Here is a 13,749-nt window from a genome sequence, read left to right as displayed (position 1 = left end):
CGTGGCATAATTACAGGCTAGCTCTTTCGGGGTTTGCCCCGATTGACTCCAATAATACGCGCCGCGCCCTGGTGGCCCAAAGACGCGATTGCCCAGCCGGCAGGACTCCCAAGCCGGCAACATGAAACAACGCATCCGTAACGTCCTGGAGAATCGTCAGATGTCTCAAAGCATTGCCGAAGCCGCCATTGCTGCCGCGCCCGCCTACGTCAAGAACCAGAAACTGAAGCAGTGGGTCGGCGAGATCGCCGCCCTGTGCGAACCCGATCGTGTTGTCTGGTGTGATGGCTCGCAAGAAGAATACGACCGCCTGTGCGCTGAAATGGTCGAAGCCGGGATGCTGATCAAGCTGAACCCGGAAAAGCGCAAGAACTCCTACCTCGCCTGTTCCGACCCCTCCGATGTGGCGCGCGTCGAAGACCGCACCTACATCTGCTCGGCCAACAAGGACGACGCCGGCCCGACCAACAACTGGGAAGACCCGGCCAAGATGCGCAAGACCCTGAACGAACTGTTCAAGGGCTGCATGCACGGTCGCACCCTGTACGTGATCCCGTTCTCCATGGGCCCCCTCGGCTCTCCCATCGCCCACATCGGCGTCGAGATCTCCGACAGCCCCTACGTGGTCACCAACATGCGCACCATGACCCGCATGGGCAAGGCCGTGTATGACGTGCTCGGCACCGATGGCGAGTTCGTGCCCTGCGTGCACACCGTGGGCGCCCCCCTCGGCCATGGCGAGAAGGACTCCGCCTGGCCCTGCAACCCGACCACCAAGTACATCGTTCACTACCCCGAGACCCGCGAGATCTGGTCCTACGGCTCCGGCTACGGCGGCAACGCCCTGCTCGGCAAGAAGTGCTTCGCCCTGCGCATCGCCTCCAACATGGCCCGCGACGAAGGCTGGCTGGCCGAGCACATGCTGATCCTCGGCGTGGAAAGCCCCACCGGCGAAAAGACCTACGTCGCCGCCGCCTTCCCGTCCGCCTGCGGCAAGACCAACTTCGCCATGCTGATCCCGCCGAAGTCCTTCGATGGCTGGAAGATCTCCACCGTCGGCGACGACATCGCCTGGATCAAGCCGCGCAAGGAAGCCGACGGCACCACCCGCTTCTACGCCATCAACCCGGAAGCCGGTTTCTTCGGTGTTGCCCCCGGCACCTCCGAGAAGACCAACTACAACGCCCTGGCCACCCTCAAGGAAAACATCATCTTCACCAACGTCGCCCTGACCGACGACGGTGACGTGTGGTGGGAAGGCATGACCAAGGAAGCTCCGGCTCACCTGATCGACTGGCAAGGCAAGGACTGGACCCCGGAGATCGCCAAGGAAACCGGTCGCAAGGCCGCCCACCCGAACTCCCGCTTCACCGCCCCGGCCAGCCAGTGCCCGTCCATCGACCCCAAGTGGGAAGACCCCGCCGGCGTGCCCATCTCCGCCTTCATCTTCGGCGGCCGTCGCGCCACCACCGTGCCGCTGGTGTACCAGGCCTTCAACTGGAACTACGGCGTCTACATGGCGGCCACCCTCGGCTCCGAGACCACCGCTGCCGCCTTCGGCGCCCAGGGCGTGGTCCGTCGCGACCCCTTCGCCATGCTGCCCTTCTGCGGCTACCACATGGGTGACTACTTCAACCACTGGCTGAAGATGGGTCACACCGTTGATCAGGCCCCCGGCATCTTCTGCGTCAACTGGTTCCGCATGAACGAGAAGGGCGAGTTCATGTGGCCCGGCTTCGGCGAGAACATGCGCGTCCTGAAGTGGGTTGTCGATCGCGTCCGCGGCCGTGTCCATGCCACCGAGAACGCCCTCGGCTGGATGCCCCAGTACGAAGACATCGACTGGACCGGCTCCGACGTGACCAAGGAAGAGTTCGACAAACTCATCAAGATCGACGCCGAAGCCTGGAAGACCGAGTTGGCCGGCCACAAGGAGTGGTTCGACAAGCTCCAGGACCGCCTGCCCAAGCAGTTCATGCTCAAGCGCGAACTGTTCGAGCTGTCCCTGACGGTGTAATTTCGCGGCAGCCACCGGCTGCTCCGGAACCGCAAAAAGCGCCGAGCGATCGGCGCTTTTTGTTTTTTGACTGACGAGGCCCCACCCATGACCCGCATCGCCCACCGCATGGCCGACATCCAGCCCTTCCACGTGATGGAGATCCTCAAGCGCGCCCACGAGCTTGCCGCAGCGGGTCGGGACATCATCCACCTGGAAGTCGGCGAGCCCGACTTCCCCAGCCCCGCCCCCATCGTCGAGGCCGGCCAGCGCTTCCTCGCCGGCGGGCACGTGCACTACACCCCCGCCCTGGGGCTCACCGCCCTGCGGGAAGCCCTGTCGCGCTTCTACGCCGACCGCTTCGGTGCCCAGGTGGCCCCGGAACGCATCATCATCACCCCCGGCGCATCCGGCGCCCTGATGCTCGCCCTGGGGGTCCTCACCAACCCTGGCGACGAATGGCTGCTGCCCGACCCGGGCTACCCCTCCAACCGGCATCTGGTACGCAGCTTCGAGGGAAAGCCGGTGGCCTTGCCGGTGGATGCCGGCACCCGCTTCCAGCCCACTCCGGCCCAGCTGGAAGCCGCCTGGACGCCCCGCACCCGGGGCCTGATGGTGGCCTCCCCCGCCAACCCCACCGGCACCCTGCTCAGCCTCGACGAGATCGTCGCCCTCCACCACAGCGTGCGCGCCCGGGGCGGTGTGCTGCTCGTAGACGAGATCTACCAGGGCCTCAACTACGGCGTCGATGCCTGCACGGCCCTCTCACGGCTCGACGACGTGTTTGTGGTGAACAGCTTCTCCAAATATTTCGGCATGACCGGCTGGCGTCTGGGCTGGATGGTTGTCCCGGAGGCCTACGTGCGGGACATCGAGAAGCTCGCCCAGCACTTCTTCATCTCCCCCTCCACCCCCGCCCAGCACGCCGCGCTGGCGGCGTTTGCTCCCGGCACCCTGGACATCCTGGAAGAACGCCGTCACGCCTTTGCCGACCGCCGCAACGCCCTGCTGCCCGCCCTGCGCCAGATCGGCTTCCAGTTCGCCACCGAGCCCCAGGGCGCCTTCTATCTCTACGCCGACATCTCCAGGCTCGCCGACAGCAGCGAAACCCTGGCCCATCGACTCATCGAGGAAGCCGGCGTAGCCACCACGCCGGGCCTGGACTTCGGCGACAACGCCCCCGAGCGCCACCTGCGCATCGCCTACACCACCGACGAGGCCCGCCTGCGGGAGGCCGCCGACCGCATCGGCCGGGTGCTCTGCAGGCTCTGACCGACAGACGTAAAAAAACCCGCCACGAAGGCGGGTTTCTCTCTTCCCCCGGAACGTTGCGCGTGTCAGGCGCCAACGAACCGGCTACCGCTGCGGGCCGCCTGGGCCAGCGCAGCCTTCACAGCCATGACCTTGTTCGCGTAGGGCGTGGCAGGGTCACTGGAACCGTTGTACTGCTGCAAGGCCCGCTCGACGGAACCCGTGGTCTGGATGTACTCCTTGAGCACCAGGGCACCAACGCGGATGTTGGTCTGCGGATCGAACAGGGCAGCCCGGTCGGACTTCACGTCCACCTTGTCCGGGTGCCACTTCGGAATGACCTGCATCAGGCCCTGGGCGCCCATGGGGCTCTCGGCGAAGGGATTGAAGCGCGACTCAATGGCCATCACGGCCACCAGCAGGAGCGGATCGACGCCTACACTGCGCCCGGTCTGCTGGGCAGAGGCCAGCAGCGGCTCGAGGGCGACTGCAGAGACCTGGTAACGCTTGGCGATATAAACCTTGACCCGCTGCAGGTCGGGGCTGAGCTTTGCGGCTGCACCTTCGGACACCTGGAGCACTTCGGGCTCCACATCCTCAACCAGCGCAGCAACCGGTGCTTCCTCGGTAAAACTGCCCAGGGAAAGCCCCTGAACACCATGATTCGCGATACGGGACGCGACAAAAAGGGTAACGATCAAACCAGCGACGAGAAGACCGCCGTGGGCGAAGTGAAGCATGAATGAAGCCGCGTGACGTGCGTACTTCGTGATACGAGTTGCGAACATGGGCTCTCCTTTCTGTGGCCACGGCCCACGAACGCACACGAAAGCCCGCAACCTCCAGGAAGGATGCAGACAGCTCGCTTGTATCGCCTGACACCTCAGGACAGCAGGGGCAGGTTCAACGCGTCGGCAATCAAAACAGCCGACGGCATTCGGAAACCAGGTCGCCAGGGGTTGATCCAAACACGCTGACGCAACCAGACAGCGTGCCAAAAAATGTGTCGAACCCAGACCTTGGGACGGTCAGTAACCAGAGGGAAGAAGTCTGGTCATGCGGCGGTGTCGACACGGACATGTAACAAAATTTACGCGTGCTGCATTGCACACAGAACGCATTCTATTGATTCGACTCGATTTTGTCAAACCAGGGGGTCCACAAGCCCTTTCAATTGGATTCCAATGGCATCCCCTGAAAGCCGCGCAGCGTGTTGTCCTCCACGCCCCTCGCGCTGCAAAACCAGGCCCGGGGCGGCTTTCCAAAACCCCTCTGTTGCCCCTAGCCAGGGCGCGCGGTGACTGGAAAAGGCCAGCGCAACAGCGCATCGTCGCCGAGCTTGGCGGCGTCTTCCGGCGTCACCAGCCGTGCCACTTCAGCATGGCCGGCAGCGACCAGCAGCGCACTCAGACGCCCCCAGGAAAACCAGGGTCCGGGATCGGTCTTGCGCCCCGGGGCGATGTCCGAATGCCCGGTGATGCCTGTCACTGGAAAGCGCGCACACAAGTCTGCGAGCAACCCGGCCAGGGCCTCATACTGGATCGGTTCAAACGGCAGGGTGTCACAGCCCTCAAGCTCGATACCGATGGAAAAATCATTGCAGCGCTCACGCCCCCGCCAGGACGACACCCCCGCGTGCCAGGCACGCAGTTCGGGCGGCACAAAGCACAGGGTCTCGCCAGTGCGCCGGATGAAGTAATGCGCCGACACCCGCAGCGCGTGGATCTGCGCGTAATAGGGATGCTCGGCTGGATCGAGGCGATTGGTGAACAGCTGCTCGACACCTGCTCCGCCGAAGCGGTCGGGGGGCAGGCTAATAGCGTGGATGACGATGAGATCCGGCAATGCCCCAGCAGGACGGTCATCGCAATTTGGGGATGAGATGAAGGAGGGAGGGCGCATGGGCAGGCCGGGCAAGCGGTCTTTGATGGAAGGCAGAGCCTACCGAAAAGCCTGAGGCCCCACGGATCGCTCCGCGAGGCCTCTTGGTACCGAAGCAGCCTAACTAACTAAGTCAGGTTAGCTCTCAAATTACGGCACGCCCGGGCAGCTGGTGCTAGCGTACTTGTTCTTAACGGCCGTACCGCAGCTCCAAGTGCCGGCAGCGCTCCTAGTCCAAGTGATTGCCAAACCACTCACCGGGGACGGGCCACCAACAATGTTGCAAACATAATCGCCAGTGGCATTAGCATTAATCGTTGTAGTCAAGGTGCAGTTACCCGTCGGGGAAGTTAGGCCATCGGCATCCAGCACCTGCGCGGAAGTCAGCGTCGAATCGTTCGCCAGTTGGGCTTCAATCAAATCCTTGCCAGCCGACACCTCAGCCAGTGCAGCACTCCACTTGGAGCGGGCAACATAGTCCTGATATTGAGGCACGGCCACGGCGGCGAGGATACCAATGATCGCAACCACGATCATCAGTTCGATCAGGGTAAAACCAGCTTGCATCTGTTTCTTCATGATGACATCTCCTGGTGAGAAAGACTGACTTGGGTTTTGGTGCATTTCGAAACAGCGTTTCCGCTTCCGATGACTTAGCCAAGGCAACCACCGTGCCAGATTTTGAGAAAAATTGAAAACAAATTTACTTTCAAATAGATACAAACCCATCGCCCCATCCCGTCGGCACACCCTTTCGTCATCCCTCAGTTGAAAGTGACGCTCTACGTCACCCCGCATGTCGAAATGCGGCAGTCATGCTCCCGGGGGGCTGGTGCTAGACGCTTGCGCCACGACCCGGTCGGCCACCACACCCCGAAATGGTGCATCATTTGCCATTACGCACAAAACAAGTGCAACACATTGACGCCAGACAGATATAGCGCACTGTTTTGATTAGATATTTCCAAACAGCCCGCTGGCACGGCACCTGCTTGGTGCTTCGCTTCGTTTCTGGAGCCCAAAATGGAGCAAACAAGTCACGCCAGCAATGTCCTCTTCGTCTTGCTGGGCGCCATCATGGTGCTGGCCATGCACGCCGGCTTTGCCTTTCTCGAACTCGGCACCGTCCGCAAGAAGAACCAGGTCAATGCCCTGGTCAAGATCCTGACGGATTTCGGCGTCTCCGCCCTCGCCTACTTCTTCATCGGCTACACCGTGGCCTACGGTGCCCACTTCTTCGCCAGCGCCGAGGTGCTGTCCCAGAAGAGCGGCTACGAGATGGTGAAGTTCTTCTTCCTGCTCACCTTCGCCGCGGCCATCCCGGCCATCATCTCCGGCGGCATCGCCGAGCGGGCGCGCTTCCACCCCCAGAGCATCGCCACTTTTCTATTGGTGGGCTTTGTTTACCCCTTCTTCGAGGGCATCGCCTGGAACGACAACCTGGGCATCCAGCCGATGCTGGAAACCGCGTTCGGTGCCAAGTTCCATGACTTCGCCGGTTCGGTGGTGGTTCATGCCGTGGGTGGGTGGATCGCCCTGCCCGCCGTGCTGCTGCTGGGCGCCCGGCGCGGCCGCTACACCAAGGACGGCAACGTGTCGGCCCACCCGCCCTCCAACATCCCCTTCCTGGCCCTGGGGGCCTGGATCCTCACCGTGGGCTGGTTCGGCTTCAACGTGATGTCGGCCCAGACCCTGGACAAGGTCAGCGGTCTGGTGGCCCTGAACTCCCTGATGGCCATGGTCGGCGGCACCATGGCGGCGATGGTGCTGGGCAAGAACGACCCGGGCTTCATCCACAACGGCCCCCTCGCCGGCCTGGTGGCCGTGTGTGCCGGCTCCGACCTGATGCACCCCATCGGCGCGCTGGTCACCGGCCTGGTGGCCGGCGGCCTGTTCGTGCAGCTGTTCACCCTCACCCAGAACCGCTGGAAGATCGACGACGTGCTGGGCGTTTGGCCCTTGCATGGCCTGTGCGGCGCCTGGGGTGGCATCGCTGCGGGCATCTTCGGCGCCAAGGCCTTGGGCGGCATGGGCGGGGTCAGCCTGGCGTCCCAGTTCATCGGTACGCTGGGCGGCATCCTCATCGCCCTGGCCGGGGGCTATGCGGTGTATGGCGTGCTGCGCGCCACCGTTGGCATCCGCCTCGACGCGGAAGAGGAGTTCGAAGGCGCCGACCTGACCATCCACAAGATCACCTCGACGCCGGACCGGGAAACCCACTGGTAAGCACCGGCGTGGGGCGCATGCCCCCGTGGATTTACCTGCGCTCCTTGGCTGTATAAAATGACAGCAAAGGAGCGTTCATGCACCCGTTGCCCAGCCCCCCGGCGGCCCTGCCCGCCTGCCCCAGTTACCTCGACAAACTCAATGATGCCCAGCGGGCAGCGGCCCTTCATGGGGCCGATGCCCGGGAGCCCGGCGGCCCCCTGCTGGTGATTGCCGGCGCGGGCTCGGGCAAGACCAACACCCTGGCCCACCGGGTCGCCCATCTGCTTGCCGGCGGCGCCGACCCCGGGCGCATCCTGCTTCTCACCTTCTCCCGCCGGGCCGCCGACGAAATGGTTCGCCGGGTCCAGCGCGTCGCCGCCCGGGTGTCACCTGCCCATGGGCGCCTGGCGGCCGGGGGCTTTGCCTGGGCCGGTACCTTTCACAGCGTGGGCGCACGCCTGCTCCGTGAGTTCGCCGGGCGCATCGGCCTCGACCCGGCCTTCACCATCCACGACCGGGAAGACTCCGCCGACCTGATGAACCTGGTCCGCCACGAGCTGGGCCTGTCCGCCAAGGGCAAGCGCTTCCCCCTCAAGGGCACCTGCCTGGCCATCTACTCGGCGGCGGTCAACACCCGGGCTCCTCTGGGCGAGGTACTGCTGGGCAGCTTTCCCTGGTGTGCGGGCTGGGAAGGCGACCTCAAGGCCCTGTTCCGCGCCTACGTGCAGGCCAAGCAGGCCCAGCAGGTGCTCGACTACGACGACCTGCTGCTCTACTGGGCCCAGATGGTGGCCGAGCCCGGCCTGGCCCGGGAGGTGGGCGGGCGCTTCACCCATGTGCTGGTGGATGAATATCAGGACACCAACCGCCTGCAGGCGGCCATCCTGCGGGCCATGAAGCCCGACGGCCAAGGCCTCACCGTGGTGGGTGACGACGCCCAGAGCATCTACAGCTTCCGCGGCGCGGACATCCGCAACATCCTGGACTTCCCCGGCCTGTTCGACCCGCCGGCCCGCCAGCTCACGCTCGACCGCAACTACCGCTCCAGCCAACCCATCCTCGCCGCCGCCAATGGCGTGATCGGCCAGGCCCGGGAGCGCTACGCGAAGGACCTATGGACCGACCGGGTGTCCGCCGCCCGCCCCCGGCTCATCACCGTGCGCGACGAGACCGATCAGGCCGCCTGCGTGGTCGAGCAGACCCTGGCCCGGCGCGAGGAAGGCATCAAGCTCACCCAGCAGGTCGTGCTGTTCCGCGCCGCGCACCACAGCGCCCGCCTCGAGATCGAGCTGACCCGGCGCCACATCCCCTTCGTGAAGTTCGGCGGGCTCAAGTTTCTTGAGGCCGCCCACATCAAAGACCTGCTGGCCGTGCTGCGCTGGGCCCAGAACCCCCGCGACCGGGTGTCGGGCTTTCGTGCCATCCAGCTGCTGCCCGGGGTCGGACCAAAGATCGCCGGGCGCATCCTCGACAACATCCAGGCCGCTCCGCCGGGCTGCGCGCTGCTGCCCGAGCAGCCCGTGCCGGAGGGCGCCCGGCCAGGGTGGCTGGAGTTCGCCTCCCTGGTGGGCGATCTGGGCAGCTCGGAAAGCTGGCCTGCGCCCCTGGAGCGTCTCGCCGCCTGGTACGAAACACGCATGGAAGGGCTCTACGAAGATCACGCCGTGCGCCAGGGCGACATCCAGCAGCTCACCCTGATCGCCCTCACCTACCCCAGCCGGGAGCGCTTCCTCACCGAGCTGACCCTCGACCCGCCCGACGCCACCAGCAACGAGGCCGGCAAGCCGCTCCTCGACGACGACTACCTGATCCTGTCCACCATCCACTCGGCAAAGGGACGGGAATGGCCCGCCGTGAGCCTGCTCAACACCGTAGACGGCTGCCTGCCCTCCGACCTGGCCACCGGCAGCGAGCGGGAGATCGAGGAAGAGATGCGCCTGCTCTACGTGGCCATGACCCGGGCCAAGGATCACCTGGACCTCTACATCCCGCAGCGCTTTTATGTATCCGGCCAGTCCGGCACCGGCGATCGGCATGTGTATGCCAGCCGCAGCCGCTTCATCCCCAACCGCCTGCTCACGCACTTCGAGCAGATCAGCTGGCCTGTGGCCGAAACCCAGACCCCTGCCCGGGACGAGACCCGCCAGGCGGCGGTGGATCTGGCTGCAAAGATGCGGTCGATGTGGGATTGAGCTCCGTCAGGGTGGGTCTTTCCACATGAATGAACCACACAGGCATTCACATCCCGCCTACAGGGCAAGCGCCTAAGGAAATACCCGGCAACCAGAAGGAGGACATGCTTGCCCCCCGGGATGAAGCGTGCCCTGCAGGGGACGCTCAACGCCGCTCCAGCTGCGCGTAAACCGCAGCGGCCACCCGCGCCAGTTCATCCTTGGGCATGCCGGCCGACAGGGCATAGCCGAGCTCGCCGTCGATCCAGTAGAAGACATTCACTGGCCCCTCCTGCGCGAAACGGAAGGCGGTGTCGCGCTTGCCGGTGTTCTCGGTGCTGATGTAGAGGGTCAGGCGCTGACCGGCAGCATCGTGATACATGAACTGGGCCACCGGACCGCTGTTGCCCGGCAGCAGCCGGCCACCGATCAGCTCCAAGCCGAGGGCCCCCAGGCGCGGCGGGTGCAGCGGCGTGCCGAGGCGCCTGGACAACCAGGTGACCAGCTGTTCCTCCTGCTCGGCACGGATCTCCACCGGGCGCTTCACATCGGGGCTGAACACCGCGTGCGCCACCGCTGCCTGGCGTGGCAGCGGCACGCTGAGGGCCGCGACGGGCGTGGCGGCCTGGCGATCGCGGGCGAACCAGCCACCGGCCGCGCCCACGCACGTCACCAGCACCCCTGCAGCGATCTGCTGCCAGGGCACACGCTGCCGCCCTGCGCGGCGTACCGGCGCCTGGGCGGCCTGCTGCAGGGCTTCCGGCACGGGCTCGTCCAGCACCGGGTCGAACAGGCGGTGCAAGGCATCACGCTGGGCCCTGGCGTGCTCCAGGCGCGCGACGGCCTCCGGGTGGCCGGCGAGCCAACGCTCCACCTCGGCGCACCGGGCCGGCGCGAGCTCGCCATCCAGAAAGGCATTCAGTTCGGAATCGGTGACGGTGGCGGTGGTCATCGCACGACTTTCAAACGGGGAGAGGCCGGGTCTCCGGCGAGGATCTGGCGCAGGTGCTCACGACCACGGCAGAGGCGGGACATCACCGTACCGAGCGGAATCCCGAGGGCTGCCGCCACCTCGGCATAGCTCATCTCCTCGAGGGAGATCAGCAGCAGCACGGCACGCTGCTCCTCGGGCACGCGGGCCAGGGCCGCGGCCAGGTTGTCCAGTTCGATGCGGTCGCTCTGCGATGCGCGCACCGGCAGCAGGTGGGCATCCTCGTCGATGGGGACGCACTCCACGGCCTGCCGCCGCAGCTGGTCGATGCGCAGGTTGTGCATGATGGCGAACAGCCAGGTCCGCAGGTCACTGCCGGGCCGCCAGCGGTCCAGCCGCGACCAGGCGCGCTCGAGGGTATCCTGGACCAGATCGTCGGCGGCCATCCGGTCGCCCACCAGCGCCCGCGCGTAGCGGCGCAGGCGCGGCAGTTCGGCGAGGATGGCGGCGCTGTCCATGGCAGAGAGTATGCAGCCCTGCGGACCGGCTCAGGGCTTGGCGACGTGCCACACCGAGTTGAAGCCGTCGCCGGTGCGGTCGCCCGGCTTCTGGTCCTTCAGCCAGCGGTACAGGGGTTTGCCCTTGAAGGCCCACTGCTTGCCGCCGTCGTCACGGGTAACGACGCTGTAGTCGGCGCCGCCGGCCTCGCCCTCAACAACCATCAGGGGTGGCCAGTTGGTGGCGCAAGGGCCGTTGCAGACGCTCTTGCCACTGCCGGCGGCGTCCTTGTCGAAGACGTAGAGGGTCATGCCCCTGGCGTCGGTCAGCACCCCGTCCGCCACCTGCGCCGGCGCGGCGGCCGTGGTGCCGTAGCCCGCACAGGCGCTCAGCAGGGTGGTCAGGATCAGGGGCAGTGCAGCGTTCTTGATGTTCATGATGGCCTCCGTTGGCGTGTTGGGCTTGCACGAAGGTATACGGAGGCCGGGGCGGGTTTATTCCCGCGGGGGAAATCTTTTTTACTTGGCCCTGGCCTTGTCGGCCTTGCTGTAGTTGCTGAAGAGCCCTTCCCTGGCCGCCTGGCGCCGCCCGCTGGCGATGATGGCGGCGGACTTGCCCGGGGCGGCGGGCATGGACACCAGCTTCTCGACCTGCGCGGCGCCGCAGTGCGGGCAGTCCGGCAGCGCGTCGGCGCGGGTGATGCGTTCAAAGATCCGGTCGCAGGACAGGCAGTGGAAATCGTAGATCGGCATGGGGCGCTCCCGACAGGCGATGGATGTGATTCCGCCCCGGCCGGCGGGGCGGGTGGGGACGGGTCAGAACTTGACCAGCACGTCCTCGTTACGGGCGATGAACTGGCAGGCCAGCCGGTACGGGGGCGGCAGGTCCTTCTCTTCGGCGTCGGCGATCTGCTCCTTGGTGATCTTGCCGGCCAGGCGCAGGGCCACCTTTTCCTTTTCGGTCAGGGCGACGCCCATGGGGGTCTTGTTGGAGAGGATCTGCACCTCGACGCAACAGGAGCCGCATTCGCCGTTTTCACATTCGAATTCGACGGGGATCTTGTTGTTCTGGGCGAGCAGCAGCAGGGTTTGGGTGTCGCCGGCCGTCGCGTAAACCGTGACGTCCTTCTTCATCTTGGGCGAGCTGAAAGTGATGTTGGCCATGATGGCTTTGCCTTTGTCGAAAGTAAAAAAGGGAGGCCCGCAGGCCTCCCCTTCCGCGGTGCTCAGCGGATGATGTCGTAGGAGTAGTCGGTGGTTCCGATGCCGTTGGTGTTGGCGTCGAGGGCCTCGAAGTACTCGTCGAGCAGCATGGTCAGGACACGCAGGCCGCCCTGATAACCCCAGATGGGGAAGCGGTGGTAGTGGTGGCGATCGAAGATCGGGAAGCCCAGGCGGATCAGCGGGGTGCCGCAGTCGCGCTCCAGGTACTTGCCGTAGGTGTTGCCGATCAGGAAATCCACCTTCTCCGTGAAGAGCAGGGAACGCATGTGCCACAGGTCGGCCTTGGGGTAGGCCTTGCAGTTCTTGCCGAAGGGGCTGGCATCGAGCAGGGCCTGGACCTTGTCGGCCCACTCCTTGTCGCCGTTGGTGGAGAGCACATGCACCGGCTCGGCACCGAGCTCCAGCAGGAAGGCGGTCATGCCCAGCATGAGGTCGGGGTCGCCGTAGAGGGCGAACTTCTTGCCGTGCAGGTGGGCCTGGCTGTCGGCGATGGCATCGACCAGGCGGCCGCGCTCGAGCTCCAGCTCCTTCGGGATCGGCTTGCCGGTCAGCTCCGAGACCTTCATCAGGAAGGCATCGGTGCCGGTCACGCCCATCGGGTGATGGAAGCTGGCGGTTTCGTGGCCATGCTCCTTGATCAGCTTCATGGTCTTCTCGGTGGAGTAGCCCTGGAAGCTGATGGTGGCCTTGGCGTTGATCGCGGCTTCAACCTGGGCCTTGGTGGTGCCACCGTCGTACATGCGGAACTCGCCGTCGGTGGGGGTGTTCCACACATCGGAGGGGTCGCACAGGATGGTGTGCTCGACGCCCATCAGGTCGAGCATGCGGCGGATCTCCGGCAGGTTGCCGCAGACGAAGCCGTCGAAGCCGCCGATGAAGTTGATCGACTCGTTGGGGATGCGGGTCAGGGCCGTGCCCTGGCCGGCCTTGCCGTCCCAGAAGTACTTGATGATGCCCTGCAGGGCGTTGTCGTAGCCGGTGATGTGGCTGCCGACGAAAGCCGGGGTGTGGGCAAAGGGCACATCGAACTCGGCGGGGATGGAACCCTTCTGCTTGGACGTCTTGATGAAGGCGTCCAGGTCGTCACCGATCACCTCGGCCATGCAGGTGGTGGACACGGCGATCATCTCGGGCTTGTACAGGTTGTAGGTGTTGGCCAGGCCGTCGATCATGTTGTTGAGGCCGCCAAACACCGCCGCATCCTCAGTCATCGAGGAGCTGACGCAGGAGGTCGGTTCCTTGAAGTGCCGGGAGAAGTGCGAACGGTAGTAGGCCACGCAACCCTGGGAGCCATGCACGAAGGGCAGGGTCTTCTCGAAGCCGACGGCGGCGAACACGGCGCCCAGGGGCTGGCAGGCCTTGGCGGGGTTGACCGTCAGGGCTTCGCGGGCAAAGTTCTTCTCGCGGTATTCCCAGGTCTTGGCGTATTCGATCTGCTTGGCCAGTTCTTCGGCAGGCACGCGAAACTCGAACTGGCTCCGCTTGTTGTCGAACATGGCCTTGTATTCCGGCTCGCGGAACAGGTTTTCGTGGTCGAGGACCTTATCAACATTTTGGGGCATGACAGCACTCCTAGAATCAGTAATCAGG

The 13,749-nt window shown here is 65.0% G+C and carries 13 protein-coding genes; 4 read left to right on the top strand and 9 right to left on the bottom strand.

The features are described from left to right. Positions 1–160: 160 nt before the first annotated feature. Positions 161–2,017, top strand: a complete 1,857-nt coding sequence (locus L6Q67_RS08320; RefSeq protein WP_296567981.1) for a phosphoenolpyruvate carboxykinase (GTP) — start codon at positions 161–163, stop codon at positions 2,015–2,017. 87 nt (positions 2,018–2,104) lie between these two features. Further along, complete coding sequence (locus tag L6Q67_RS08315) at positions 2,105–3,268, top strand: pyridoxal phosphate-dependent aminotransferase (protein WP_296567975.1); 1,164 nt, start codon at positions 2,105–2,107, stop codon at positions 3,266–3,268. 65 nt (positions 3,269–3,333) lie between these two features. Here the strand turns inward: L6Q67_RS08315 and L6Q67_RS08310 are convergent, their stop codons facing one another. The 3 genes from L6Q67_RS08310 to L6Q67_RS08300 form a co-directional block, all read right to left on the bottom strand. Then, positions 3,334–4,035, bottom strand: a complete 702-nt coding sequence (locus tag L6Q67_RS08310; RefSeq protein ID WP_296567973.1) for a lytic transglycosylase domain-containing protein — start codon at positions 4,033–4,035, stop codon at positions 3,334–3,336. 493 nt (positions 4,036–4,528) lie between these two features. Next, on the bottom strand, positions 4,529–5,149 hold the full coding sequence (gene ampD, locus L6Q67_RS08305; protein WP_296568264.1) for a 1,6-anhydro-N-acetylmuramyl-L-alanine amidase AmpD: 621 nt from the start codon (positions 5,147–5,149) through the stop codon (positions 4,529–4,531). Positions 5,150–5,278: 129 nt separating this feature from the next. Further along, entirely contained in the window at positions 5,279–5,707 is a 429-nt protein-coding gene (locus L6Q67_RS08300; protein WP_296567971.1) for a pilin, read from the bottom strand. 444 nt (positions 5,708–6,151) lie between these two features. On the opposite strand from L6Q67_RS08300, the gene L6Q67_RS08295 reads away from it, so the two are divergent. Together L6Q67_RS08295 and L6Q67_RS08290 are read left to right on the top strand one after the other, a co-directional pair. Continuing rightward, on the top strand, positions 6,152–7,354 hold the full coding sequence (locus L6Q67_RS08295; RefSeq protein ID WP_296567969.1) for an ammonium transporter: 1,203 nt from the start codon (positions 6,152–6,154) through the stop codon (positions 7,352–7,354). Between the two features lie 77 nt (positions 7,355–7,431). Next, positions 7,432–9,528, top strand: coding sequence for an ATP-dependent helicase (locus tag L6Q67_RS08290; protein ID WP_296567967.1), 2,097 nt, complete (start codon positions 7,432–7,434; stop codon positions 9,526–9,528). Between the two features lie 145 nt (positions 9,529–9,673). Here L6Q67_RS08290 and L6Q67_RS08285 read toward each other — a convergent pair whose 3' ends face one another. From L6Q67_RS08285 to nifK, 6 genes are all read right to left on the bottom strand, one after another. Further along, the gene (locus tag L6Q67_RS08285; protein WP_296567965.1) at positions 9,674–10,459 is read right to left on the bottom strand and encodes an anti-sigma factor; all 786 of its coding nucleotides are present in this window, start codon (positions 10,457–10,459) and stop codon (positions 9,674–9,676) included. Beyond that, positions 10,456–10,956, bottom strand: coding sequence for a sigma-70 family RNA polymerase sigma factor (locus tag L6Q67_RS08280; protein ID WP_296567963.1), 501 nt, complete (start codon positions 10,954–10,956; stop codon positions 10,456–10,458). The genes L6Q67_RS08285 and L6Q67_RS08280 overlap by 4 nt, the downstream gene beginning before the upstream one ends. 30 nt (positions 10,957–10,986) lie before the next feature. After that, entirely contained in the window at positions 10,987–11,373 is a 387-nt protein-coding gene (locus tag L6Q67_RS08275; protein ID WP_296567961.1) for a hypothetical protein, read from the bottom strand. Between the two features lie 81 nt (positions 11,374–11,454). Then, a complete protein-coding gene (locus L6Q67_RS08270; protein ID WP_296567960.1) occupies positions 11,455–11,688 on the bottom strand; it encodes a zinc ribbon domain-containing protein in 234 nt (77 codons plus the stop codon). A 63-nt stretch (positions 11,689–11,751) separates the two neighbouring features. Further along, on the bottom strand, positions 11,752–12,099 hold the full coding sequence (locus L6Q67_RS08265) for a 2Fe-2S iron-sulfur cluster-binding protein (RefSeq protein WP_296567958.1): 348 nt from the start codon (positions 12,097–12,099) through the stop codon (positions 11,752–11,754). A gap of 62 nt (positions 12,100–12,161) precedes the next feature. Continuing rightward, positions 12,162–13,721 (bottom strand): nitrogenase molybdenum-iron protein subunit beta, encoded by a 1,560-nt coding sequence (gene nifK / locus L6Q67_RS08260; protein WP_296567955.1) that lies wholly within the window; start codon positions 13,719–13,721, stop codon positions 12,162–12,164. Between the last annotated feature and the right edge of the window lie 28 nt (positions 13,722–13,749).

The organism is Zoogloea sp., assembly GCF_023150065.1.
Lineage (GTDB): Bacteria > Pseudomonadota > Gammaproteobacteria > Burkholderiales > Rhodocyclaceae > Zoogloea.
Note: the sequence above shows the minus strand (reverse complement) of the source record. Positions and strands in the feature narration are given on the sequence as shown.